23 protein-coding genes and 2 tRNA genes are annotated in these 25,263 nt (G+C 57.5%); 13 read left to right on the top strand and 12 right to left on the bottom strand.

Going from position 1 to position 25,263, the window contains the following annotated elements; all coding sequences use genetic code 11:
• Positions 1-80 precede the first annotated feature (80 nt).
• Positions 81-1,811, bottom strand: coding sequence for a cysteine/glutathione ABC transporter ATP-binding protein/permease CydC (gene cydC / locus I6L41_RS10450; protein ID WP_216958648.1), 1,731 nt, complete (start codon positions 1,809-1,811; stop codon positions 81-83).
• Positions 1,804-3,573, bottom strand: coding sequence for a cysteine/glutathione ABC transporter permease/ATP-binding protein CydD (gene cydD / locus I6L41_RS10445; protein WP_216958644.1), 1,770 nt, complete (start codon positions 3,571-3,573; stop codon positions 1,804-1,806). The genes cydC and cydD overlap by 8 nt, the downstream gene beginning before the upstream one ends.
• A gap of 201 nt (positions 3,574-3,774) precedes the next feature.
• Here cydD and I6L41_RS10440 point away from each other — a divergent pair.
• Both I6L41_RS10440 and I6L41_RS10435 read left to right on the top strand, forming a co-directional pair.
• A tRNA-Gly gene (locus I6L41_RS10440) sits at positions 3,775-3,848 on the top strand.
• 15 nt (positions 3,849-3,863) lie between these two features.
• A tRNA-Gly gene (locus I6L41_RS10435) sits at positions 3,864-3,938 on the top strand.
• A gap of 162 nt (positions 3,939-4,100) precedes the next feature.
• On the opposite strand, the gene arcA is transcribed toward I6L41_RS10435, so the two are convergent.
• Positions 4,101-4,820, bottom strand: a complete 720-nt coding sequence (arcA, locus tag I6L41_RS10430) for a two-component system response regulator ArcA (RefSeq protein WP_005338193.1) — start codon at positions 4,818-4,820, stop codon at positions 4,101-4,103.
• 396 nt (positions 4,821-5,216) lie between these two features.
• Between arcA and I6L41_RS10425 the strand changes: the two genes are divergently transcribed.
• Both I6L41_RS10425 and I6L41_RS10420 read left to right on the top strand, forming a co-directional pair.
• A complete protein-coding gene (locus I6L41_RS10425; RefSeq protein ID WP_216958641.1) occupies positions 5,217-5,624 on the top strand; it encodes a DUF3293 domain-containing protein in 408 nt (135 codons plus the stop codon).
• Between the two features lie 42 nt (positions 5,625-5,666).
• Entirely contained in the window at positions 5,667-6,146 is a 480-nt protein-coding gene (locus I6L41_RS10420) for a putative 4-hydroxy-4-methyl-2-oxoglutarate aldolase (protein ID WP_216958637.1), read from the top strand.
• A gap of 3 nt (positions 6,147-6,149) precedes the next feature.
• On the opposite strand, the gene I6L41_RS10415 is transcribed toward I6L41_RS10420, so the two are convergent.
• A complete protein-coding gene (locus I6L41_RS10415; RefSeq protein WP_005350173.1) occupies positions 6,150-6,629 on the bottom strand; it encodes a hypothetical protein in 480 nt (159 codons plus the stop codon).
• A gap of 157 nt (positions 6,630-6,786) precedes the next feature.
• Here I6L41_RS10415 and I6L41_RS10410 point away from each other — a divergent pair, with 157 nt between their 5' ends.
• The 7 genes from I6L41_RS10410 (at position 6,787) to I6L41_RS10380 (ending at position 13,201) form a co-directional block, all read left to right on the top strand.
• On the top strand, positions 6,787-7,185 hold the full coding sequence (locus tag I6L41_RS10410; RefSeq protein ID WP_216958634.1) for an META domain-containing protein: 399 nt from the start codon (positions 6,787-6,789) through the stop codon (positions 7,183-7,185).
• A 241-nt stretch (positions 7,186-7,426) separates the two neighbouring features.
• The gene (locus I6L41_RS10405; protein ID WP_005338181.1) at positions 7,427-7,795 is read left to right on the top strand and encodes a helix-turn-helix transcriptional regulator; all 369 of its coding nucleotides are present in this window, start codon (positions 7,427-7,429) and stop codon (positions 7,793-7,795) included.
• Positions 7,796-7,799: 4 nt separating this feature from the next.
• The gene (gene arsD / locus I6L41_RS10400) at positions 7,800-8,168 is read left to right on the top strand and encodes an arsenite efflux transporter metallochaperone ArsD (protein WP_216951431.1); all 369 of its coding nucleotides are present in this window, start codon (positions 7,800-7,802) and stop codon (positions 8,166-8,168) included.
• Positions 8,169-8,195: 27 nt separating this feature from the next.
• Positions 8,196-9,959 (top strand): arsenical pump-driving ATPase, encoded by a 1,764-nt coding sequence (gene arsA, locus I6L41_RS10395; RefSeq protein ID WP_216958630.1) that lies wholly within the window; start codon positions 8,196-8,198, stop codon positions 9,957-9,959.
• A gap of 108 nt (positions 9,960-10,067) precedes the next feature.
• A complete protein-coding gene (arsB, locus tag I6L41_RS10390; protein ID WP_216958627.1) occupies positions 10,068-11,132 on the top strand; it encodes an ACR3 family arsenite efflux transporter in 1,065 nt (354 codons plus the stop codon).
• 76 nt (positions 11,133-11,208) lie between these two features.
• Positions 11,209-11,634, top strand: coding sequence for a glutaredoxin-dependent arsenate reductase (gene arsC, locus I6L41_RS10385; protein ID WP_042054966.1), 426 nt, complete (start codon positions 11,209-11,211; stop codon positions 11,632-11,634).
• A gap of 358 nt (positions 11,635-11,992) precedes the next feature.
• Positions 11,993-13,201 (top strand): NupC/NupG family nucleoside CNT transporter, encoded by a 1,209-nt coding sequence (locus tag I6L41_RS10380; protein ID WP_216958624.1) that lies wholly within the window; start codon positions 11,993-11,995, stop codon positions 13,199-13,201.
• Positions 13,202-13,278: 77 nt separating this feature from the next.
• Here I6L41_RS10380 and I6L41_RS10375 read toward each other — a convergent pair whose 3' ends face one another.
• Positions 13,279-15,378 carry a hypothetical protein gene (locus I6L41_RS10375; RefSeq protein ID WP_216958620.1) on the bottom strand — a complete coding sequence of 700 codons (2,100 nt, stop codon included), beginning with the start codon at positions 15,376-15,378 and terminating at the stop codon, positions 13,279-13,281.
• 442 nt (positions 15,379-15,820) lie between these two features.
• On the opposite strand from I6L41_RS10375, the gene I6L41_RS10370 reads away from it, so the two are divergent.
• Positions 15,821-15,970, top strand: coding sequence for a hypothetical protein (locus I6L41_RS10370; protein WP_005338159.1), 150 nt, complete (start codon positions 15,821-15,823; stop codon positions 15,968-15,970).
• A gap of 181 nt (positions 15,971-16,151) precedes the next feature.
• Here I6L41_RS10370 and I6L41_RS10365 read toward each other — a convergent pair whose 3' ends face one another.
• Positions 16,152-16,928 carry a BPL-N domain-containing protein gene (locus I6L41_RS10365; RefSeq protein WP_216958617.1) on the bottom strand — a complete coding sequence of 259 codons (777 nt, stop codon included), beginning with the start codon at positions 16,926-16,928 and terminating at the stop codon, positions 16,152-16,154.
• Positions 16,929-17,273: 345 nt separating this feature from the next.
• Between I6L41_RS10365 and I6L41_RS10360 the strand changes: the two genes are divergently transcribed.
• Positions 17,274-17,807: a metal-dependent hydrolase gene (locus tag I6L41_RS10360; RefSeq protein ID WP_216958614.1), complete on the top strand. Its 534-nt coding sequence runs from the start codon at positions 17,274-17,276 to the stop codon at positions 17,805-17,807.
• Positions 17,808-17,920: 113 nt separating this feature from the next.
• On the opposite strand, the gene I6L41_RS10355 is transcribed toward I6L41_RS10360, so the two are convergent.
• The 6 genes from I6L41_RS10355 to trpD all read right to left on the bottom strand — a co-directional run bounded on the left by I6L41_RS10355 (position 17,921) and on the right by trpD (position 25,258).
• On the bottom strand, positions 17,921-18,724 hold the full coding sequence (locus I6L41_RS10355; protein WP_216958611.1) for a hypothetical protein: 804 nt from the start codon (positions 18,722-18,724) through the stop codon (positions 17,921-17,923).
• Between the two features lie 783 nt (positions 18,725-19,507).
• Positions 19,508-19,831, bottom strand: a complete 324-nt coding sequence (locus tag I6L41_RS10350) for a hypothetical protein (protein ID WP_216958608.1) — start codon at positions 19,829-19,831, stop codon at positions 19,508-19,510.
• Between the two features lie 846 nt (positions 19,832-20,677).
• Positions 20,678-21,484 carry a tryptophan synthase subunit alpha gene (trpA, locus tag I6L41_RS10345; RefSeq protein ID WP_005350211.1) on the bottom strand — a complete coding sequence of 269 codons (807 nt, stop codon included), beginning with the start codon at positions 21,482-21,484 and terminating at the stop codon, positions 20,678-20,680.
• A complete protein-coding gene (gene trpB / locus I6L41_RS10340) occupies positions 21,481-22,674 on the bottom strand; it encodes a tryptophan synthase subunit beta (RefSeq protein WP_005347359.1) in 1,194 nt (397 codons plus the stop codon). Before trpB ends, trpA begins: the two co-directional genes overlap by 4 nt.
• Positions 22,675-22,721: 47 nt before the next feature.
• On the bottom strand, positions 22,722-24,230 hold the full coding sequence (gene trpCF / locus I6L41_RS10335; RefSeq protein ID WP_216958606.1) for a bifunctional indole-3-glycerol-phosphate synthase TrpC/phosphoribosylanthranilate isomerase TrpF: 1,509 nt from the start codon (positions 24,228-24,230) through the stop codon (positions 22,722-22,724).
• Positions 24,230-25,258, bottom strand: a complete 1,029-nt coding sequence (trpD, locus tag I6L41_RS10330) for an anthranilate phosphoribosyltransferase (RefSeq protein ID WP_042054975.1) — start codon at positions 25,256-25,258, stop codon at positions 24,230-24,232. The genes trpCF and trpD overlap by 1 nt, the downstream gene beginning before the upstream one ends.
• Positions 25,259-25,263: the final 5 nt, after the last annotated feature.

Genomic DNA, 25,263 nt, shown 5'->3' with positions numbered 1-25,263 from the left:
CATTATAGGGGCCAGCCGCCTGCGGCGACCAGCCCCGTTTTGCGCCCTGTTGTCAGGGTGTGACCCCCATCAGCCTGATATCAAACCGGAGCCAGCCGCTGATAGAGGCTGCGGTAGTAATCATCCGCCAGCAGCTTGTCATGAGGGGCGCAGAGGCGGATCTGTCCCTCTTCCATCAGGGCAATCCGGTCCATCTGCTCCATCCCCAGCAGGCGGTGGGAGATGAGCAGCAAGGTGCGATTTGCCCCGAGCTTGAACAACAGATCCATGATCTCCCGTTCGGTCTGACTGTCGAGCCCTTCGGTCGGTTCGTCCAGCAGCCAGAGCGGCGCATCGTGCAGCAGGGCGCGGGCGATACCGATACGGCGACGCTCACCACCGGAGAGGGGGCGGCCGCCGTCACCGAGCCAGGCGTCGAGGCCCGCCTCATCTTCCAGCAGATTGGCCAGTCCGACCTGGGTCAGTACCGCAATCAACTGCTCGTCAGTGGCGGTCGGGGCGGCCAGCTTGAGGTTGCCCCGCAGGGTATCGGCAAACAGGTGCACCCGCTGGCTCACCACCGAGATGGAGGCGCGCAGCGCCCCTTCGCTATAGTCGGTGAGCGGCTTGCCATCGAGAAGGATCTTGCCAGCCTGCGGGCTCCACTCCCGGGTCAGCAGCCCCATCAGGGTCGATTTGCCGCAGCCGGTCTGGCCCAGCAGCGCCAGCTTCTCACCGGCGTGCAGTTGCAGGGTGCAGCCACGCAGCACCGGCTGGGGGTTGCCGGGGTAGCCAAAATAGAGGTCATTGATCTGCAGCGCGCCAGCGGTAGCGTGGGTCTGCTCGTCGCCCCACTCGGGGGCTTTTGCCTCTTGCAGGATCTCGTTCAGGCGGCGTGCCGAGGTGAGGCTGGTGGAGAGGTGCTGGAAAGCCCCCGCCAACGGCATCAGTGCCTCGAAGCTTGCCAGGGTGGCAAAGACCATCAATGCGGTCATGGGGTCGGGCGCAGCACCCGCCACCCCATGGCCGGCCAGCCAGAGCATCAGGGTCAGGGTCCAGCCGCTCAGCAGTTGCACCGAGAAGTTGGCCAGCCCGCTCACCTTGGCCATCCGGGCCTGTGCGGCGAGCAGCGCCTGTTCGGCCTGTTGCAGCTCAACCAGCGCCTTGGGAGCCGCGGCAAACATCTGCAGCTCGGCCTGACCATCCAGATAGTCCACCATCCGGGTACGCAGGGTCGATTTTTCGGCAATCAGCGCCTGACCGGGGCGACGGCCGAGGAAGTAGAACACCAGCGGCAGGGCAATCATGCCAAACAGCAGAATGGCACCCAGGGTGAGGGCGAGACGACTGTCGAAAAACGACAGGAAGAAGACCAGTCCGGCGGTGCTGAGCAGGGCCGCGCCTATGGGGGTGATCAGCCGCAGATACACGTGGTCCATCGCATCGATGTCGGCCACCAGCCGGTTGAGCAGATCCGCCTGACGGAAACCGGCCAGAGTACCGGTGGAGAGCGGCGAGAGTTTCTGCCAGAACCAGACCCGTAGTCGGGTCAGTACCCTGAAGGTGGCGTCGTGGCTCACTACCCGCTCACCCCAGCGACCGGCTGTGCGGACGATGGAGAAGAAGCGCACCCCGCCCGCGGGGGTCATGTAGTTAAAGGCATGGGTCGTCGCAACTGTCATCCCTGCCACGGCGGCGGCGGAGAGGAACCAGCCGGAGAGGGAGAGCAGCCCCATGCCGGCGGCCAGGGTCACCAGCGCCAGCAGCAAACCAATGGTGAGGCTGAGCCAGTGTTGGCGATAGAGGCGCAGAAACGGCAACAGATCACTCATCGAGAGAACCTCCGGAACGTTGGGAGAGCAGGCGGGCAAAAGGCCCATCCGCCTGACTCAATTGTTGGAAGCTGCCTTGCTCCACCAGCTGGCCGCGGGCCAGCACCATTATCTTGTCCATCTTGGTAAGCTGGTCGAGGCGGTGGGTGATCATCAGCAGGGTCTGGCCAGCCATCGCCTGCTCAAGGGTGGTCATGATGGCGCGCTCGGAGTGGCGATCCAGACTGGCGGTCGGTTCGTCGAGCACCATCAGCTGGGTCGATTTGAGCAGGGTGCGCGCCAGGGCGAGACGCTGAGCCTGACCGACCGAGAGGCCGCCGGCCTGATCGCCGACCGGATAGTCGAGCCCCTTCTCCATGGCAAATTCCCACGCCTGCGCCCGTTTCAGGGCATCTTCCAGCTCGGCATCGCTGGCCGTTGGCTTGGCCAGCAGCAGGTTATCGCGCAAGGAGGCGTGGAACAGCTGCGGGTTTTGCGAGAGCCAGCCCAGTTGCAGGCGCCACTGGCTCATGTCGAGGGTGGCAAGCTCCTGCCCGTTGACCTTGAGCTCACCGCGATAGGGGGCAAAGCCGAGCAGGGCGTTGACCAGCGAGCTTTTGCCTGCGCCGCTGACGCCGATGAGGGCGGTGCGTGAACCGGCTTCCAGGGTGAAGTCGATGGGGCCGACCAGCACCTTGCCTTCGGCGCTCAGCACTTCAAGTCCTTTGGCTTCTACCTTGACCGGGCTGTCGGCATGGAATGGCACCGTGCCTGCGGCCGGTTCGCTCACCTCGGCTTCGAGGAATTCCAGCAGCTGCTCGGCAGCGCCAATGGCCTGCGCCTTGGCGTGGTAGTGGGCACCCAGTTCCCGCAGCGGGGCGTAGAACTCGGGGGCGAGAAACAGCACGAACAGACCGGTAAAGAGGGTGACCTTGACCCCATAGCTACCAAAGTTCAGATGGTCGATGTAAGAGAAGCCGAAGTAGACGGCGACCAGCGCGACTGAAATGGCGGCGAAGAACTCCAGCACGGCGGTGCTCAAAAATGCCAGGCGCAGCACCTCCATGGTGCGCTCGCGAAAATCTTCCGAGGCGTCGCGAATGGCGTCACCTTCTGCCTGGGTACGCATAAAGAGTTGCAGGGTGCGCAGCCCCTTCAGCCGATCGAGGAAGTGGCCGGAGAGACGGGCCAGCGCCTGAAAATTGCGGCGGTTGGCATCGGCGGCGCCCACACCCACTAGGATCATAAAGATGGGGATGAGGGGCGCAGTGCCCAGCAGGATCAGACCTGCCGCCCAGTTGACCGGGAACACGGCAACCAGAATGACCACCGGAATAAAGACGGCGATAGCCATCTGCGGCAGATAGCGGGAGAAGAAATCCTGCATGTTTTCAATCTGTTCCAGCAACAGGCTGGCCCAGCTACCGGCCGGACGGCGCTGGATATAGGCAGGGCCGAGACGACTCAAGCGCGTGAGCACCAGCTGGCGGATGGTCTGGCGCACCGCGCTGCCCGCCTTGAAACTGGCCACTTCGCGGCCATAGGCCAGCGCCGCTTTGCCAAGCGTCACCAGCAGCAGGGTAATAAAGAACGTGATGGATTGCTCAGGCGTTGAGCCTTCGATGATAAAGCCGTGCAACAGGGTCGCCAGCAGCCAGGCTTGCGCCACCATCAGAATGCCCTGGCCAAGGCCAAAAGCGATGGATATCGTGATCCAGCGGCGACCGTGACTCGATTGCTTGCGCAACCAGCCATAGAGACGTTTTTGCGTTTTTTTATCCATTACCACCATCCTCGCGTCGAGTGGCGCAAGACTATCCTTGCCGTTTGGCCTTGGCAACCTTGTAAATTATCTGTGTTGAAAATGTTTGATTGAAAAAGCAACCGTCTGTTCAATCCTTGTCCGAACAGATTGATTTATTGAAAAAAGTGGCAAAGGCGCCATTGCGCTCGGCGGCAAAATGCATATAGTAGGAGCCCTGACGCGGGTGTAGTTCAATGGTAGAACGGTAGCTTCCCAAGCTGCATACGTGGGTTCGATTCCCATCACCCGCTCCAAATTTCAGATGCCAGGCGGGCATCGTATAATGGCTATTACCTCAGCCTTCCAAGCTGATGATGCGGGTTCGATTCCCGCTGCCCGCTCCAGCTTCAAAGCGAAAAGCCCACTCCTGCGAGTGGGCTTTTCGTTTTTCATCTATCCTGTGCGCCGTTCGACGTCACGCTCACCGTTTCTCAGCTTTTAAGGCAAACCGCAGAGACAGAAAAGGCGCCCAAGGCGCCTTTTCAGATCAACAGCGTCGCGGGAGCTTATTCCTGCTCCAGCTCACCACAGAAACGGTAGCCTTCACCGTGGATGGTGGCGATGATCTCCGGAGTATCGTTGACGCTTTCGAAGTGTTTGCGAATGCGACGGATGGTCACATCGACGGTACGGTCGTGGGGCTTGAGCTCGCGGCCTGTCATCTTCTTCAGCAGCTCGGCACGGGTCTGGATCTGGCCCGGGTTTTCGCAGAAGTGCAGCATGGCGCGGAACTCGGAGCGCGGCAGCTTGAACATGTCGCCAGTCGGGCTGACCAGTGCGCGGCTGTTGATATCCAGCGCCCAGCCGTTGAACAGGTAGCGCTCAACCAGCTTCTTCTCTTCGCCACCGGCAGCCACGTTCATGGTGCGGCTCAGCAGGTTGCGGGCACGGATGGTCAGCTCGCGCGGGTTGAACGGCTTGGTGATGTAATCATCGGCGCCGATCTCCAGACCCAGGATCTTGTCCACTTCGTTGTCACGGCCGGTCAGGAACATCAGGGCGATGTTGTCGTTCTCACGCAGCTCACGGGCCAGCAGCAGGCCGTTCTTGCCCGGCAGGTTGATGTCCATGATCACCAGATTGATGGTGTGGGAAGTGAGGGCCTGATGCATTTCGTCGCCGTTGTTGGCTTCGAGCACGATGTAGCCTTCGGCTTCAAAAATGCTTTTCAGGGTATTGCGTGTGACCAGCTCGTCTTCGACGATCAGAATGTGTGGTGTTTGCATGAGTATTCCCAGATTCTTATCAGTTAATTATCTTAAATTTAACACTCTTTGGCGTTTCAAACCGATTTCCTGACTGATCCTGAAAATTTATTACGTCATCCTGGGTATGAGAGTCAGGTCGGAATATCGCGAATTAGGCATCAGTACCGGCAAGTATCCCTGTGCCACTTATAGGTTCCCGACAAGTCTGGTCGAGCAGAGCCTGGAAAGGTCGTCCATTACGAAAGTGGCCGCATTTTATCAGTTAACAGGAGCATAACAACACTCTTTGCCGTCAGATAGCAACTTTTTAACTCTGATTTGATATAGGTCAAACCCTGGTACAGCAGCATCATACTTGGCCTGAACCGGGTTTTCGCCCCTACAAAATGTAATGGAATGTAACATGTGATTGACATGAATTTGTGGGAAAACTACAAGAAAATCTGCTTTATCGCGCCATTTGAGCCACCAGACTGGTCTGCCTTTGCCATCATCACAGCCTGGAATCCGGCCAGCCAGTGGGTCACACAACGACACAATATGCGGCGGGAACGGGCGCTGTGGCGCCATCTGACCGTGGATTTGCAGGTGCCCGTGGTGGGGCCGTTTTGGGGATCTGACCCGGACGAACGCTGGCAGGAGTCATCGCTGGCGGTGGCGCTATCCCTGCCACAAGCCTGTCAGCTGGCTGCCCGTTTTGGCCAGAACGCTATCTACTGGGTGGAGGATGGCCAGCTCTGGCTGACACCAGTATTGACGGATAAATCAGCAGCTTGTCTGGGCAATATTGAATCCTTCTGGATTGCCAGAAACCTTGCCTGATGAAAGAATGAACACCTTCATATATCTGAAAGGAATCAAATCATGCTGGATCTCCTGCCCGACCTCTGCGATCAACATGGCGACTTGCTGCAAGTGGCCGACCCGGTGTTTCAGGATTTTGGCGGCAAGGCCCTCTTTTATGGTCGCGCCGTAACGCTCTCCTGTTATGAAGACAACAGTCTGGTGCGGGATCTGGTGAGCCGCCCCGGTCACGGCAAGGTGATGGTGATCGACGGCGGCGGCTCGCTGCGCCGTGCGCTGCTCGGCGATCAACTGGCGGTCAAGGCGGTGGAGCAGGGGTGGGAGGGGATCCTGATCCACGGCGCGGCGCGGGATGTGGGCACCCTGGCGACATTGGCGCTCGGGGTCAAGGCGCTGGCGGCCTGTCCGGTCAAGACCGAGAAGCGAGGATTGGGAGAGATTGGGGCTGTGGTCAGCTTTGCCGGTGTGACCATCCACGAAGGGGATTATGTCTATGCGGATCGCAACGGCGTGGTGGTGAGCGCCACGCCGCTGTTGTGATCATCAGAAATTGAAGCCGACCCCCAGACTCAGCGCCTGATCGGCAGTGATGGCGCTGACGCCGTAGTTGGCTGTGAGGGAGAGTCTGGGGGTCAGCAGCAGGCTGGAGTTGAGCTCCAGCAGGGTGCTGGCCTTGTTGAGATCGAGATGCTTGATCTGGCTGCCGATATTGAATGCCGGAGAGAGCTGGTAGCGTACCCCCGAACTCATATTGAAACCGGATGTGCGATTCTGATCCGCCACCGCCGGGCCCGCTTCCATAAAGAGGGTCACATCATCCACCACCGGATATTGATAGCCGCTATTGACCAGCCAGAGATCAAAACTGTCGCTGTGATGGCTATGGCCATTGAGCAACACACCCGAGTAACTTTTGACATAGAGAGACGGGTTGGATTGCGGCTGAACCACTGCCCAGTCGGCGGCCTGAACAGCCATGCTGGCGCAGGTTGCAAGCAGTGTGATGATGAGTGATTTGACCATTCGTTTCCCCTCCCTGGGTCCGGAACTGAGCCTAAGCATGGCACATGCCAGCTGGTAGTAAAGTGAAGGGAGATCACAATAAAATCCTTTGGCATGGGCGCCAGCCATGTTAAACAGGCTGCCGTATTGATGGCTCTAATCATTAAGAGGTGAATCCATGAACAAGAAACTGACTCTGCTGGCCGCGCTGGCACTGGGAGGCTGCGCAATGGCAACAGGTTCCAGCATGGCTCAACTGCAAGCATCCAGCTGGCAGCTGCAAGGCGCCACCGGCGATACCTTCACCCTGCAAGTGGTTGACGGCAAGGTGGCGGGCAAGGGCGGCTGCAACCGCTTTTTTGGCGGTATCACCAAGCAGGGTGACGGTGTCTTGACGCTGGGTGCCATGGGCTCCACTCGCATGATGTGCATCGGCGACGCCATGAACAAAGAGACCGAGTTCCTGCAAAAGCTGGAGAAGGTGGCAACTTACTCCATCAACGGCAACCAGCTGACTCTGAGCGATGCCAACAAGGCGGCCCTGCTCACCTTCAACGCTGTGCCAGCTGCCAAGTAAGGCACGCGTTCGTCTGATTGCCCCGACAGCTCTGACTGTCTGATACACGCCCTCCCTCTGGAGGGCGTCTGTTTATCTGCGATGAACCCTGTGTGGTCATCCGCGATTGTTGTTCACTCGTCGATTCTCCAGTCGGCCCGCTTTGATGCCAGAACCTCGTATCTTCGCTTCGGTACATATCTTGATCATTTCAATAATTCTTGTATAGTTGAAGTGAAAGGTCGCACCAAGGGGAGTGAAGATGAACAAAGAGATGGCCACCAAGGTCTTTGAATCGCTGGCATCCGGCATCCGGCTCGATGTATGGCGGCTGCTGGTGAAGGCCGGGCTGGAGGGGCGGGTCGCCGGTGAACTGGCCAGCGAGCTCGATATTGCCCCCAATACCCTCTCGTTTCACCTCAAGGCGATGCTCAACACTGGTCTGCTGTCGGTGGAGCAGGAGGGGCGCTTTCTGCGCTACCGCGCCAATATTCCCCTGATGCTGGATGTGATCGCCTACCTCACCGAGGAGTGCTGCGCCGGTCATCCCGAGGCGTGCGGCGTGATGCGTGCCGAGTCAGCCTGCTCCCCCCATGTTCTGCCTGCGCAGCCCTGCTGCAACAAGGAGTAATGCCATGTCCTCCATTCAGATTTTTGATCCCGCCCTCTGCTGCTCCAGCGGTGTCTGCGGTACCGAGGTTGATCAGGCACTGGTCACCTTCGCATCCGACCTTGCCTGGGCCAAGGAGCAGGGCGTTGCCATCGAGCGTTTCAATCTGGCCCAGCAGCCGATGCAATTTGCCGAGACACCTGCCGTCAGCGCTTTTCTGACCCACGCCGGGGAGGAGGGGTTGCCACTGGTGCTGGTAGAGGGGCAGGTGGTGTTGACCGGCCGTTACCCGAACCGCAGCGAGCTGGCCCGTTATGCCGGGCTGCCTGCGCCGCAAGCGGCCATCAAGGGGATCGTCAAGGGCGGCTGCTGCTCTGGCAGCGGTTGCTGCTGAGTCGTGACGCACCATTCGGGAGAGGCTATGTACCATTTTCTGACCAATCCACCGCCGTTTCTCTTTTTCACAGGCAAGGGCGGGGTGGGCAAGACCTCGCTGGCCTGCGCCAGTGCGGTGGCTCTTTGTGATATTGGCAAGCGCGTACTGCTGGTCAGCACCGACCCTGCCTCCAACGTGGGGCAGGTGTTTGCCACCGAGATCGGCAATCGCGTCACCGCCATCGCCGCTGTGCCCGGTTTGTCGGCGCTGGAGATAGATCCCCCCGCGGCGGCCAAAGCTTATCGGGAGCGGATCGTCGGGCCGGTGCGCGGCAAGTTGCCCGAGAGCGTGGTGCGCAGCATCGAGGAGCAGCTCTCCGGCGCCTGCACCACCGAGATCGCCGCCTTTGACGAATTCACTGCGCTGCTGACCGACCAAACGCTGCTGGCCGAGTATTACCATATCGTCTTTGATACGGCCCCAACCGGCCACACCATCCGGCTGCTGCAATTGCCGGGCGCCTGGAGCGAATTTTTGGAACAGGGCAAGGGGGATGCCTCCTGCCTGGGCCCGCTAGCGGGGCTGGAGAAGCAGCGCAGCCAGTATGCAGAGGCGGTCGCTGCGCTGGCTGATGCTGCTCGCACCAGGCTGGTGCTGGTGGCGCGGGCCCAGCAATCCACTCTGCGGGAAGTGGCTCGCACCCACGAGGAGCTGGCCGCCATCGGCTTGTTGAACCAGCAACTGGTGATCAATGGCCTCTTCCCCGAAGGCGCCATTGCCGGAGATCCGCTGGCAATGGCGCTCTGGCAGCGCGAGCAACAGGCTCTCGCCCAGATGCCGCAGGGGATCAAGGGGCTGGCGCAGGATCATATCCCGCTGCTGGCCACCAATCTGGTGGGGCTCGACAGTTTGCGCCTGTTGCTGCAATCAGAGGGAAGCGCCGCCCAATCCCCGACAGCACACTCCACTGTCAAGCCAGCCCAGCCCGAGTTGAGTTCGTTGGTGGACGAGCTGGCCGCCGATGGTCACGGCCTCATCATGCTGATGGGCAAGGGCGGGGTAGGCAAAACCACCCTGGCTGCCGCCGTGGCGGTGGAACTGGCGAGCCGCGGTTTGCCGGTGCACCTCACCACCTCGGATCCCGCCGCGCACCTGAGCGAGACGCTGGCAGCTAGTCTGCCCCATCTGGAGGTGAGCCGCATCGACCCCCATGCCGAGACCGAACGTTACCGTGCCCAGGTGCTGGCCACCAAGGGAGCAGCCCTGGACGAGCAGGGGCGGGCACTGCTGGAGGAGGACTTGCGCTCCCCCTGTACCGAGGAGATCGCCGTGTTTCAGGCCTTCTCGCGCATTATTCGCGAGGCGGGCAAGCGCTTCGTGGTGATGGATACTGCCCCCACTGGCCACACCCTGCTGCTGCTTGACGCCACCGGCGCCTACCACAGGGAGATCGCTCGCCAGATGGGAAACAAGGGGCTGCACTTCACCACCCCCATGATGCAGTTGCAGGATCCCAAACAGACCAAGGTGTTGATTGTGACGTTGCCCGAGCCGACGCCAGTGCAGGAGGCGACCAATCTGCAGGCCGATCTGCGCCGGGCTGGCATCGAGCCCTGGGGCTGGCTCATCAACCACAGCTTGCAGCAAGCCGCGGTCAGCTCACCGCTGCTGCAACTGCGGGCCGAGCGCCAGTTACCCCATATCGAGGCAGTCGAGCAGCAACACGCCAGCCGCTACGCCGTGGTGCCACTGCTCGCCGAGGAGCCGGTGGGGCCCGATGCCCTGCGCCGCCTCTGCCAGTACCATTGAGTCGCCGCCCCGGTCTGCTGCCGGGCGGCTTGAATATGCCGTTACTTGTTATAAACCCGTGTTTTGAACCAATAGAAGATGCGAAATTGCGCCGCATCGGGAGCTGTGATGTCTGCAACATGTGATGCCAAGGCCGTGCCTGCCATCGGCTTTTTTGAACGTTATCTGACCGCCTGGGTCGCCCTCTGCATTCTGGTGGGGATTGGCCTCGGGCAAGGTTTGCCGGATCTCTTCAAAGCGATCGGTGCCATGGAGGTGGCCAAGGTCAACCTGCCGGTGGGGCTGCTGATCTGGGTGATGATCATCCCCATGCTGCTCAAGATCGATTTTGGCGCCCTGCATCAGGTGAAGGGGCATCTCAAGGGGATTGGAGTCACCCTCTTTATCAACTGGCTGGTCAAACCCTTCTCTATGGCCTTTCTCGGCTGGCTCTTTATCCGCGTGCTGTTTGCCGACTGGCTGCCGGCAGATCAACTCGACAGCTATGTGGCGGGGCTGATCCTGCTGGCGGCGGCCCCCTGCACCGCCATGGTGTTTGTCTGGAGTCGCCTCACCAACGGCGATCCCTACTTCACCCTGTCGCAGGTGGCGGTGAACGACCTCATCATGGTGTTTGCCTTCGCACCGCTGGTGGCGCTGCTGCTCGGGGTCTCCAGCATCATAGTGCCGTGGGATACCCTGCTTACCTCAGTGGTGCTCTATATCGTCATTCCGGTCATCATCGCCCAGCTGATGCGCAAGGCTTTGCTGAAAAAGGGAGAGGCCCATTTTGACGGCGTCATGACCCGCATCCAGCCCTGGTCGGTGGCGGCCCTGCTGCTCACTCTGGTGCTGCTGTTTGCCTTTCAGGGCAACGCCATCATCGAGCAGCCGCTGGTTATCGCCCTGTTGGCGGTGCCCATTCTGATCCAGGTGCTGTTCAACTCCGGGCTGGCTTACTGGCTCAACCGCAAGGTGGGGGAGAAGCACTCGGTCGCCTGTCCTTCCGCCCTGATCGGAGCCTCCAACTTCTTCGAGCTGGCGGTGGCCGCCGCCATCAGCCTGTTCGGCTTTCACTCCGGCGCGGCGCTCGCCACCGTGGTCGGGGTACTGATCGAGGTGCCGGTCATGCTGCTGGTGGTGCGGGTGGTTAACGCCAGCAAACCCTGGTACGAAGCGGGGCTGAGCCGTTAACTGATGGCCGCTAACAGCTGGCCGCGAACTAGATGCTATCCATTTTCTATTCACTTGATTAATGAGAGACACGCAAATGAGTGCAATCACCATCTATCACAACCCGGAATGTGGTACCTCCCGTAACACCCTGGAGCTGATCCGCAACAGCGGCGTCGAGCCCACTGTCATCCACTATCTGGAGACGCCCCCCTCCCGTGACCAGCTGGTGGCGCTGATCGCCGCTATGGGTATGCCGGTGCGCGATCTGCTACGCAAGAACGTGCCGCCTTACGAGGCGCTCGGGCTGGCGGAAGATCGTTTCAGCGATGATGAACTGATCGATGCCATGCTGGCCCACCCCATCCTCATCAACCGGCCTATCGTGGTCACCCCCCTCGGCACCAAACTGTGCCGCCCATCCGAGGTGGTGCTCGATATACTGCCCGATCAGCAAAAAGGGGCCTTCGCCAAGGAGGATGGCGAGCAGGTGGTGGATGCGAGCGGCAAGCGCCTCAAGTAATCGTCTGAACGCTCAAGTACGGATTGAAACAGGGCCAGCTTCACGCTGGCCCTGTTTCGTTGTGTGAACAAGTTGAAAAAGTTACTCCGGTCAATCGTTTTACCGCTTTTTCTGTGACGATGATCACTGTACCATCGCCGCCCGACCTGCCACCCGGCCGCATCTCCCCCTGCGACGGCGCTGGCGTCACCCGATACATGCTGTCACCCGGAACGTGAATGACCCCAGGATGGGACCCGCCACTAACCTGTAGGTTTGTGGTCTGCGTGTCGCGTGGGTCGGCACCTCTCCCGCCGGATCTCCCGCGACGCCTGTCTGCAGACTTGCCATATGAAACTCCTCTCTTCATAGGTGCAAGATGACACTGTTATTGAGTCTGGTCGGTATGCTGGCCCTGATGTTTATCGCCTGGCTGGCGAGTGAAAACCGCCGAGCCATCCGCTGGCGAACCGTGCTGGGTGCGCTCACCCTGCAAACCGGTTTTGCTGCCCTGGTGCTCTATTTCCCCCCCGGACAAATCATGCTCGGTGCCATGAGCAATGGCGTCTCCGCCCTGCTCGGCTTTGCCGACAGCGGCATCCGTTTTGTGTTTGGCGATCTCGCCAGCAACGGCTTTATCTTCGCCGTGCGGGTGCTGCCGCTGGTGATCTTTATCAGCGCGCTGATCGCCGTGCTCTACCACTTCGGCATCATGCAGTGGGTGATCCGTGTATTGGGTGGCGCCGTGCACCGCCTGCTCGGCACCAGCCGCGCCGAGTCGCTGGTGGCTACCGGCAATATCTTCCTGTCGCAAGGGGAGTCGCCGCTGCTTATTCGTCCCTTCCTCGCCGGTATGACCCGCTCCGAGCTCTTTGCGGTGATGACCTGTGGCATGGCCTCGGTGGCGGGCTCGGTGCTGGGCGGTTACGCCGGTCTGGGTGTGGATCTTAAATACCTCATTGCCGCCTCCTTTATGGCGGCGCCCGGTGGCCTGCTGATGGCCAAACTGCTGGTGCCGGAGCAGCAGCAGGTGAGCGATCAGACCGAGATCACCCTCGACAAGAGCGACTACAGCAACGCCATCGACGCGCTGGCGGGCGGCGCCATGGGCGGCATGAAGATCGCCGTGGCCATCGGCACCATCCTGCTCGCCTTTGTCAGCGTCATCACCATGATCAACGCTGGCCTCACCACCGTAGGCGAGTGGTTCGGCTGGGCCGATCTCTCCCTGCAGCAGCTGCTGGGCTATCTGTTTGCTCCGGTGGCCTGGCTGATTGGCGTGCCCACCAGCGAGATGATGGCGGCAGGCTCCCTGATTGGTCAGAAGGTGATCATGAACGAGTTCGTTGCCTATCTGGACTTTGCCAATATCAAGGCAGATCTGAGCGCCCACACCCAGATCATCATCACTTTCGCCCTCTGTGGTTTCGCCAATCTGGGCTCTATTGCGGTGCAGCTCGGCTCCATCGGCACCATGGCACCGGAGCGCCGTCACGATGTGGCCAATATGGGCTTCAAGGCGGTGCTGGCGGCGACCCTGGCCAACCTGATGAGCGCCACCCTGGCCGGGATCTTTGTCTCCCTCTGATGAGATAAAACGAGGCTGCGCCAGTAAAAAAGCGCCCGCCCCATGTGGGGCGGGCGCTTTGCTTTATGGGCTGGGTGCTAGCGAGCGTTCGCTTCCCCCAGCCGTGGGTTGAGGGAGAGGATCCGGGTCTTGCTGACCCGGTGGCGATAGATCTCCCGCAGATAGAGCAGCGCCTTTTTCACCGATTCACGGCTGAGGCGAATATCGTTGATGGAGACGAACTTCTCCTTCTCGCGGATAAGCTCCCGATATTTCTTCTCATACATGGGCTTGATGGCGTACCAGTTGGTATCGAGGATCTTGGCCGGGTTCTCGAACTCGTTGAGCATGCTGTCGAGCAGTGTGTCGTTCCACTCCTCATTGCTGATCATCTCGATCACCGCCTTGTCCAGATGCTCATCGAAGCGATAGTGATCCTTGGCAAAGCAGCGCTTGATAAAAGCCACGATCAGGGTCAGGAAGTCATCGCTCAGGCAGGGGCTCTTGACGATCAGGGTAGTGAGGGAGATGTTGGCCGACGCCCCGATGACCAGCGCATAGCGCTTGAGGGTGGTATTGGGGAAGAGCCCGTTGAGGTGAGACTTGAGCCGGTTGAGATCCATATAGGAGAGCTTGTACTCCTTGGGCAGGGAGATGATCGACACCACGGAGGAGCAGTTCTTGAAGAAGTGCAGCTCGTTGAGGTGGGCCGGGTCATGGCCGCTTTTCACATAGTCGTCCAGATACTCCCGATAGTTGCTCGCCTCGATGGGCAGCAGGCTGATCCCCTCGATGGCCTGGGTCATCTTGTTGAAGTGAGGCAGCTCGATGGAACGGGTGAAGAGATCGTCCACATTGAGCCCGTCCTCCTTGTCAAACAGGCCGCCGGGGGGCGAGATGGACTCGGCATACGCCACCGCCACCGGCCCCGCCAGACTCATAAAAAGGTCGTTGGCATCAAGCCGAATGGTCTCGCTAATGTCGATGCCCGCCCGGCGAAAGTAGTTCTCGTCGTAGTCGGTGGTGACAGCCTGGGCGGTGAGAATGTTGAAGATCTGCTGGGAGATGTACTGATTGGCGTACTTCTCCATGGTGTTGACGTCAACATGCTGGATCTCGCCATCGTCGCTCTCTTCGGCGTAGCGCATGATGTCGTTGGAGATCAGCATCATGGCATTCCAGGGTCTGATCCGCTTGAGCATGCTGGCATCGCACGCCTGCTCGTTGTCGAAGTGATAGGAGAAGTCCCACTCCTCGGCCAGATACTTGCACAGCAAACGCCCCGCGTTGATGTGCAGCGCTTCCGAGATCTCGATACCCCGATCACAGATATTGGGCAGGATGCAGATGCCGCTGGTGAAGATGGGATCGAACATGAAGTGCTCCCCGAGGGAGAGATGCTCCTCCTCTTCTGACGGGGGTGAAAAGGTCTTGCTCATGTAGGAGTACTGCTGGGCCAGCCCGAACTCGGAGGCCATGCCGGAGCCGGTGCCGCCCCCGGCGCTGAAGATGTAGAAATAGAGTCGGGACTGGTTGGCCTTGATGCCGCAGGAGTCCACCAGATAGGTATGAATGGCCTGCCACTCGGAGTTGGCGAAGTAGTGGGGGCTCTTGTTGAGGATGATCTTGGCCAGATACTGGCCAAGTATGGGGGCGTTACCCGCGCCTCCCGCGTGGATCTCCGACAAGTCCATCACCCGCATCTTGGCGTAATCACGCAAGGAGCCACCTTCGCCGCTGCGATTGGAGTGGCGGATGCGGCCATCTATGTCCTTGTCCAGATCCCCCAGCATCACCATGGGCTCGATCAGAAAGACCGGCCGGGCCCCGTTGTTTGGCAGCCGCAGATTGTGCCGGATCCAGCTCACCGGGCCAAACTCCTTCTCCCGCTTGCGTTGCTCTTCACTGTTGAATTCATTGAGATAAAAGCTGCGGGCGTTGTAGACCAGAGAGGCCACATCCTGCGCGATGTTGGAGCCGCAGCGTCCCAGCCCCACCAGACAGACGGACGGAAAGTTGTGGGGCACGGCGGCGCCCGTTTCGCTCTCTCCGATGGCGGCGGGAAACACCGCATGGCGCAACTGTTCCAGATTGGCGAGAATGCGGGCCAGATCCCCTTCGGTGTAGTAGAGGTAACGGTTGCCTGCGTCCTGCTCATCATCCGTGTTGATAGGTAGCAGATCGATATGCTCGGTCATGAAAAAAGATCCCTCTTGGCGGCGAATGTATATAAATCAGCAGCTTTGGACTGCCCGCTAACTCTAGATGATAAAAAGCGGGGGCGCGGTGAGAGGAGGGCGAGAGTTGTGACTGTGTGATCATGGGCACAGCAACATCCCGGAAATCTGCCGGTACCCCCCACTGGACGGATGGGGCAACGGCGCCTCATTCCCCTGAAAAGGGGGGCGACCACACTCAACAACGTGTTGACCCCGTGCCGGATCATCCCGCTCTGAGCAGCCAGTTTCCCTTGCGCTGGCGTGGTGGAATAAACACGGAAAAAATTTTTAGATTGGTTTTGGTACTTCCAATCGATTATTTGATTGGGCAGTAACGGCATTAGCGATGTCAGATTAGGGGAGCAGGTTGGCCAACGCGCCGTCAGCCAGTCTTTATGCGGTCACACAAGGAGACACTCTGATGGAAACACTTGACCAGAAAATCGACACCATGCGAGAAGCATTTATGCAGCAGGAGCGTAAACAGGCCCACGACAAGTGGCAAGCCAGGGTCGAGGAGCTGCTACAGATACGGGGTGAGGAGAGACAACCGGAGGAGCAGGAAGAGTAGTGCTCGTTCCCGGGCGAAAGTTGAGGTAGCGAACCCTTTGTATCGGCTACCCGTTATCTACCACCGATAAAAAAACCACCGACCTTTTGCTGGTCGGTGGTTTTTTTATGGATTGCGGCTGATTGGGTGGCCTGACTTCCGGGCCGAGCAATGGGGTCACATCCAGGGCGTAGGGACGCGCCTACTTCGAATGGGTGACGGGCTCTTCGGAGAGCAACTCGTTAACGAGTCCTGCAGCCAGATGAATATTCGACTCCATCTTGTCGCCGTCCACCGCGTTCTCTTTCCACGACTCGGGGGCTTCGGGGTGTGGCCCGGAAACGGCCACCTTGCCTTTGCCGTATGAGCTGATCAGCGCGGCAATCTGATGGTTTTGAAAATGGGCGATGACCTTGACCTGCTCGGGGCTTGGCACCGGCGTAAATTGCGGGCCGGCCTGGTAATACATCTGGCGCGCTTCACCAAGCCAGCTGATTGGGAAGATCCTGGCGCTAAAGTCGCCGTCATAATCATCGGATGTGGCAGGAACAAGGCCCAGCGCCGGCACAAAGCCCTCTTCTTCAGACCAGCCGGTGGATGCCACAAAGGCACCCCCACAGATCCCGAGGTAGCGGCCACCATTCTGCAAATAGGTTTTTAACGCCGAGCGCGCGTCCGCGGTGAAGGCATTGAGGAGCGGCTCAACATCGTCCTCAGTGCCGCCAACGATAAACACCCTGGCATTATCGAGCTCTGCAGGCAGCGCTTCGATATTGGAGAGATACCTGACTGGCAACCCCACCTGCTTGACCACATCCGCAATCGCCTTCGTGCTATCCCCATCAGAAACAGGCCCGTTATAGATCAGCGCGTACTGCTCTTGTTTCGGCTGCGCAGAAGCGGCCTCTGCCATGCATCCTGTCATTAACCAAAGGCTGATAACGCTCGCAATCAGCCTGATGCTTTTTGAAAAATTCATCGCTGCCACTGTCCCTGTGATGTGAATCGAAGAGACTACTTATCACGATCTCGTTCTGCATGTCAGCCGCAGTTAAATGAACATTTCAAGTTAATGCGCTAACGCTGATTAGGCCTGCGTTCGACACACAACGAACGAGCCAATACAGAGGGACAAACCACAGGATTTCGGCCCCCGCTTCGGAGCGCGTGCAACAGCCGTCTCACTTCTTCCTGTGTGACGCCTCTTCTGGCTGATGGATAAGGATTCGAGGGAGGAATCAAGCAACATAAGAGGGCGCACTTCACCTTCACTTCACCGAGCGGGGGTAGGGTAGGCTCACGTTTTCAGTTGGAGCTTTATTCTATGCCGACCATAGTCACTCACGCCGCCGTACCTCTCTGCCTTGGACTGGGGCTTGGCAGCCGGATTATCCCGCCACGCCTGCTGCTGGCAGGGGTTGCCATCGCCATGCTGCCCGATGCCGATGTGCTCGCCTTTAAACTGGGGGTCGCCTACGGCCATGTCTTTGGCCACCGCGGCTTTACCCACTCACTGCTGTTTGCCTTTGCCTTGCCCACACTGGCCATGCTGTTTCACCGCCAATTTCGGGCCAGCGCCGCCACCGTCTGGTCGTTTTTGCTGGTCTCTCTGCTCTCCCACAGCCTGCTCGATTCCCTCACCACCGGCGGCAAAGGGGTTGGCTGGCTCTGGCCGTGGCGTGACGAGCGTTTCTTTGCCCCCTGGCAAGTGATCCGGGTTGCCCCCTTCAAGCTGGAGGCCTATCTCACCGCCCGAGGCGAAGCGGTGATCCTCTCCGAGCTCTACTGGGTCTGGCTGCCGTGGGTTGTAGTGATGCTGGTATTGATGGGATGGCGGGTGTGGTTGGATATATCATGACCGAGCAATAATATTAAAAATTAGATATCAACCTCTTCTGTTATGGCTATGCAACGGTTTGCACAGAAATATGGGGGGCTGGTTTTTAGAAATATTATTAAATATGGTTATTATTAAATATGGTTTTGATTTTTTCTGCAATTTAGCTTTCTAATTATTTTGGGCACGTTAACTTCAATGCCATAGATATTTATTGCTGGTATCTTAATATAGCCACCGAATAACGCTATGGGCTGTTCTTCTACAGTCCTAGTTTCTTTATGGTCAATAATAGTTGCGTTGGGAGCTAGTTGATTTAATTTGCTTTTATAAATCGAAACTTGCTCTATTAATTCAATTACTTCTTGTGAGCAGTCCTTTAACTGTAAATTGTCTATTGTTGGTAGTAATAAAAATGCACCTAATGAAGTTTCGAGTTCACTGTTGGTGCAACTGCTTAGTTGTAGTATGGAAATATGGATTAGTTCATCAACTATACTTGATTGAAAGCTAACAGGAATATCTAAATTTTTCAAGTACTGAGGCAAGTAGCTTAAGTAGTTAAATGTTGCAAACTTTACACACTCATCCACTTCTATTGTAAAGGAAACAAGTGCAGAATTGTTTTCGGCAAGTTGAACAGCCCGATTTAATATTGTTCTAATATATTTTAGCTCGTCTATTAAGTTGTTTTTCTTTTTTTCAATATTAAAGAAGAAATCATAGATATCATTTCCATAGGCATTGCCAAAGTAAATGTTATCTCCACCCATAGTTCCTGAAAGGGAGTTGATAATTTCCTTGAGTCTTTTGTTTTTCCTTGTGTCGTTAGTGCTAAATTTAAAAATAACAATAAATCTCCCTTCACTCATCTGTCGTGTATCGACATATTTCACAGCTAAAATGTCTTCAAAAAAAACAGAGTTGTTACTATTCATGACAATTCCTAAATTAAGATGGTTTTTATAAAAAAGATGAGTCGATCACATTTTAAGGACGAGTGGTGCGACACAGGGACTCTCATATTTTTGGGTATTGGCAATGCTACGCCGTACTCAGAATGAAGAGTGTCATGATTTCTCTATTTTATGCATTTAGTAATGCTCTCTGTTATGGTTTGAATTGGTTGTACATTGCAAAAATGTATCATAATACCAATTAAGTTTACTTCCTTTTTAATTCAATATACGAGCGATATCAGCTTGAGATACGTTACTTTCCTCCCAGAAATGATTCACTTCGCAAAAAAATAAATTTTTCATAATCTTCGCTAACACTAATTATAGTGGCCGTGACTACGGCCAAAATAAAAAACTGAGGCGAATGCAATTCGATCTGATTGCGCATAACTTTCTAGAAATAGTGTTGTATCAGATTTTTGATTGGAAATGTATATAAACTCTTAAGTTTCTAACAATTGATTTAGGTGTATAATTCATCTGCTTTTGATTGAAAAACCAAGATATTCTTTAAATTTGCTTAACATTGAAATTAAGAATCGCCAAAGACACTTTGCTATTGCTTTTTAGGCCATCAGCTGATTTATACACTCAGCAGTTTTTGCTCGTAAAAAAGCATTATTTATAGGGGTTTCTACTTAATACTGTAAAGGAAATCTACCTTCCTGTGAGCTGTCGATGGTACGTCTTGTGCTGAAAAGCTGGCATCCTGATATTTATCGTGATTCTCAACACTGAAACTAGACTTTTAGTTATATTAAATTATGGAAGATTGCAATTTGAAATTCCTTTTTTTGTTAAAAAATATTTCCAGTTACGACTTGATGGGTGAGGGCAGCCGTTAATCACGGTATGTCCAGATATATTGCAAGCATTAAATACATTGGTGGCAAAATTACCGCAAGGAATAAAGCATATAACTTTCCCATTGCAGGAATTTATTATGCTATTAATTCTATTGTGAAGGTTGGAAACAATAAACTTTTCAACAACCCCTACTGGCTTATAATTATTCATTATTTTTCTTTGTAATTTAGTTTTAACTTTAGTTAGCTTTTTTGATAGCCTTTCATCAATTGATGACATACAGACTCCTGTATATGCATTATTGTGCATTGGTATAACACAAGCATTAATTATGCTTAACTTTGGGTATTTAAGTTTTTTACTTGACATCCTAAAGGGCTCAAAGGGTTAAATGTGCTTAACAGTCCATGGTGTTTAAAAATAAAAGCCATCCTTTTACCAGCCTGACCAGCTAATGGATGCCCGTGCAATATCTCTTTTGTGTGTGGAGATTCTAATATTAAAACAACTTCAAGTTGCATGTTATTGATTGTTAGATCAGGAACAATAAATTTCTTTAAACTCAAAAGTGTCACCTTAATGTAATTGTGGTTATCTAGTATCTTGGACCAAAAATCGTAGGTTGGTGCTGAATGAAGTGAAGCCCAACTTTTACTGCGAATATATCTGCAAATCTGTTTTATGGAGCTGCAACATCTATCTTTATCCCGCTTAGGTTGGCGTAATAATACTCACCTGCTGGACTTCGCTCTTCGCCAACCGATAACAACCACGCTACCGCCCCTGAGTGACAGCTCCCAGTTCGCTGCTGTTAACCTGCGCGATAGTAACAATCGCTGTCATGGCGCACTTCCGAGAGGTTGATTGTCATTCGGGTATCTTAAGGGGGAGGGGGGACGTTGAGAAGCGTGTTTTGGCGGGAATCTGTGTTGGATCAATAAATTAGTCATCAATAGTATTTAATTTGAGCAAATTAGGTTGCTGTAGCTTCCCCTCACCCCAACCCTCTCCCAAGGGGAGAGGGGACAAAGATGCTGGGAGCGGCAACAAGCAGGAAATAGAAAGGGAGCCGGTCAGGCTCCCTTTCTGCACTCACGCTTAATGGCGTTTGACTAATGCCGCCCCTTATCGATTGGTCGCGGCCTTCATCCCTTCCACAAACTCTTTCAAACGAGTGAGCATATGTTCCGGGTTTTGGTGGTGGGTCTCGATGATCTTCACCACGGCGGAGCCGGAGATGGCACCGGCGGCGCCAGCGGCGATGGCTTCACGCACCTGAGCTGGCTCGCTGATGCCAAAGCCGAGCAGGGCGGGGGGGGCGTTGAACTCGCGCAGGGTATTGATCAGCCCCTCCACCGGCATGCCGGCCTTGGTCTCGGCACCGGTGACACCGGCGCGGCTCACCAGATAGGTGTAGCCATTGCCGAGCTCCGCCACCTGTTTCAGGGTTTCGGCGTCGCCATTGGGCGGGGCGATAAAGATGCTGTCGATACCGAACTTGTCGGCCGCCGCCTTGTAGGGGGCGCACATCTGCACCGGCACGTCGGCGACCAGCACCGAATCCACGCCCGCCTGCTGGCACTTCTCGTAGAAGCCGTCAATTTTGCGCACATAAACCAGGTTGGCGTAGACCAGCAGGCCAATGGGCAGCTGCGGGTACTTGGCGCGGATGCGGCCAAGTAGCTCGAAACAGTCGTCCGGGGTGGTGTGGCTGGCAAAGGCGCGCAGGGCGGCGCCCTGAATGGTGGGGCCGTCCGCGACCGGATCGGAGAAGGGAATGCCGAGCTCGAGGGCATCGGCGCCCCCTGCGACCAGCGCATCGACGATGGCCAGTGACAATTCGGGGGTGGGGTCACCCAGCATCACGAACGGCACAAAGGCGCCCTGATTGGCTTCGTCCAGACGGGAGAAGAGTTGTGCGTAACGGTTCATGACAAGGTTCCTTCTTTCTCGAAAATGTCAGCGACGGTGAAGATATCTTTGTCGCCACGGCCGGAGAGGTTGACGATCAGCACCTGCTCTTTTTCCGGTTCACTGCGGGCCATCTTGAGGGCGTGGGCCAGCGCGTGGGAGGACTCCAGCGCGGGTATGATGCCTTCGGATTTAGCCAGCTCCTGGAAGGCGTCCAGCGCCTCCTTGTCGGTCACCGAGGGGTACTCGGCACGGCCGATGGCGGCCAGGTGGGCGTGCTGCGGGCCGACGGAGGGGAAGTCGAGCCCCGCCGAGACGGAGTAGGACTCCTGAATTTGCCCCTGATTGTCCTGCATCAGGTAGGAGTGCATGCCAAAGAAGACCCCCTTGCTGCCGTGACCCAGCGGCGCGCCGTGCTCGCCACTCTCGATGCCGTGACCACCCGGCTCGACGCCGATAAGGCGCACCGACGGCTCATCGATAAAGTCTGCAAACATGCCGATGGCATTCGAGCCGCCGCCGACACAGGCGATCACCGCATCGGGCAGTCGCTCCTCCTTCTCGAAGCACTGGGCCTTGGCCTCTTCGCCGATCATCTTCTGGAACTCCCGCACGATAGTGGGGAAGGGGTGGGGGCCCGCGGCGGTGCCGAGCAGGTAGTGGGCCGACTCGTAGTTGGCAGCCCAGTCGCGCAGCGCCTCGTTGCAGGCATCTTTCAGGGTGGACGAGCCGGAGTGCACCGGAATGACGGTGGCGCCCATCAGCTTCATGCGAAATACGTTGGGCTTCTGGCGCTCGCAATCCTTGGCACCCATATAGACCCGGCACTTGAGGCCGAGCAGGGCGCAAGCCAGTGCGGTGGCGACGCCGTGCTGACCGGCGCCAGTCTCGGCGATGATCTCGCTCTTGCCCATCCGCTTGGCGAGCAGCGCCTGACCCAGCACCTGGTTGGTCTTGTGGGCGCCGCCGTGCAGCAGGTCTTCACGCTTGAGATAGAGGCGGGTCTTGGTGCCCTTGGTCAGATTGCGGGTCAGGGTGAGCGGAGTCGGGCGACCGGCATACTCGGTCAGCAGGGACTGAAATTCGGCGATAAAGGCGGGATCATCCTTGGCATCGACGAAGGCTTTTTCCAGCTGGAGCAGGGCGGGGATAAGGATTTGGGGTACATACATACCGCCAAATTCACCGAAAAACGGGTTGAGCAGGGTCATGGCTTCTTCCTTGTATTAGCTAAATCGAAACATCAAAAAGGGTTGCGTTACAGGTTGCGCAGTGCGTCGAAGGCGGCTGCAATCTTGTGCGCATCCTTCTGGCCCGGGGCACTCTCCACCCCGGAGTTGAAATCAAGGCCGAGGCAGCCGACTTGCGCCGCCTGCAGGGCGTTGTCGGGGTTAAGGCCGCCCGCCAGCATCAACTTGCTCTTGTCGAGCGTGGCCAGCAGGGCCCAGTCGAACACCTGACCGGTGCCACCGCTCTGGCTGCCTACTTTGGTATCCAGCAGTAGCCGATCGGCCGGGTAGTCGAGGGCGGGCAGCGGCTCGTCGCTTTCCTTGCCAAGAGAGACGCCCACCGCTTTCCAGATCTGGCAGCCAGTTGGCAGCAGCGGATGCAGTTCCTCGATGTAGGCGGCATCCTCATCCCCGTGCAGCTGGACTGCGGCGAGCCCCAGTGCATCCACCGTCTTGGCGATGGTGGCGGGTTGGGCGTTGCGAAATACCCCGACATAGGCGAGCGGCGCACCCGCCATCACGGCGCGGGCGGCAGGGATGTCCACATAGCGCGGGCTTTTGGCCACAAAAATCAGGCCGCCAAATACCGCGCCCGCCTGATGGGCGGCGGCGGCATCCTCGGCGCGGGTGAGGCCGCACACCTTGTTCTGACCCAGTACCAGCTTGCGCACAGCCGCTTCCAGATCCGGCTCGGCCATCAATGACGAGCCCACCAGAAAGCCCTTGGCGTGGTGGCGCAGATCCGCCACCTGAGCGCGGTGATTGATGCCGGACTCGCTGATCACCACCCGATCGCTCGGAATATCTTTGGCCAGCTGTTTGGTGCGGTTGAGATCGACGCTCAAATCCCGCAGATCCCGGTTATTGATGCCAATCACCGGCGCGCCCAGCGCGATGGCCCGGGTCAGCTCCTTCTCGTTGCTCACCTCGGTGAGCACGCCAAGGCCCAGCTCCTTGGCCACCGCGAACAGGGCACGATAGCCCTCGTCGGTGAGCACCGAGAGCATCAAGAGGATGGCGTCCGCCTGATAGTGGCGGGCCAGATAGACCTGATAGGGGTCAATCATGAAATCCTTGCAGAGCACCGGCTGCGATACGCGACCGCGCACCCGCGGCAAAAAGGCGAAATCCCCCTGAAAGAACTTTTCGTCGGTCAGCACCGAGATGGCGGTGGCGTATTTGCCATAGATGTCGGCGATGGCCTCCGGGCTGAAATCGTCGCGGATCAACCCCTTGGAGGGAGATGCCTTCTTGCACTCCAGAATAAAGCGGGTGGAGCCCGCCTTGAGTGCCCCGACGAAATCCCGATCGCTTGGGGTTAGCGTGCTCTGGAAGCTCTCCAGCGGCTGGGCCAGCTTGCGGGCGGCGACCCACTCCTGCTTGGCCGCCACGATTTTGCCGAGGATGGTCTGGCTGATGGAGGCCATGTTCAGAAAAGCATGGGGGGCAATAAGGTCTGACATCTCGTTATCCTTGCGAAACTGGCTTTTGCCCTGTGGGCGTTCTGAATGACTGCTGTGCAGAGTCGTGGCTGACATCATGCCTCCTGATGGCCCGCTTCCTGATGGCTCAAAGTGGCGAGCCGAGCGGCCAGATCCGCTGCCTTGCCGCTCGCCAGCACCGCCAGTACCTCGGCCGCCGCGCTCTTGAGATCTTTCGCCTTGCCCGCCATCAGCAGCAGTGGCGCCACATTGGCGGCAATGGCGGCGTTGTGGGCCGGGGTGCCACGCCCTTCCAGGATGGCTGCGGTGATGGCGCGGTTCTCTTCAGGCTCACCGCCCTGAATGGCGCTGACCGGATAGGTCTCGAGGCCAAAGTCGGCTGGGGTGAGCAGAAATTCGCGGATCTCGCCGTCACGGATCTGGGCTACCTGGGTCGGGCCGTGGATGGCAATTTCATCCAGCCCGGCGCCGTGAACCACCATACCGGTTTTCAGCCCCAGTGCCAGCAGGGTTTCTGCGATGGGGCGCACCAGCTCGGGGGCATAGACTCCCATCAGCTGATAGGTGGGGCGAGCGGGGTTGATAAGCGGCCCCAGCACGTTGAACAGAGTACGGGTTTTGAGGGCCTGACGCACCGGCATGGCATGGCGCACGCCAGCGTGGTACTGGGGGGCGAACAGGAAGCAGATGCCGAGCTCGTCCAGGCAGCGGCGCGCCTGCGCCGGGCTCATGTCGAGCTTGATGCCCATCTTGTCGAGCAGATCGCTCGAGCCCGACTTGCTCGAGACCGAGCGGTTGCCGTGCTTGGCCACTTTCAGGCCGCAGGCGGCGGCGACCAGCGCCGAGGTGGTGGAGACGTTGATGGTGTTGAGGCCATCGCCACCGGTGCCGACGATGTCGCAGAACTCGTAATCCGGACGCGGGAAGTCGCGCGCTTCTGCCAAGAGCGCCTCGGCGGCACCGGCGATCTCCTCCGGGGTCTCCCCCTTGATCTTGAGGGCAGTCAGCAGGCTTGCGAGCACGATGGGGTCCACTTCGCCACGTACCACCTGGCCGAAGGCGTCGCGGGTACTTTCACGGCTCAGAGACTGACCCTGATAGAGGGTGTTGAGATGTTGATGCATGTTGG

Origin of the sequence: Aeromonas sp. FDAARGOS 1411 (assembly GCF_019047125.1) — a bacterium.
Classification (GTDB): Bacteria; Pseudomonadota; Gammaproteobacteria; order Enterobacterales; family Aeromonadaceae; genus Aeromonas; species Aeromonas veronii.
The sequence above is the reverse complement of the archived record's forward strand: the minus strand, read 5'-3'. Positions and strand labels throughout refer to the sequence as shown.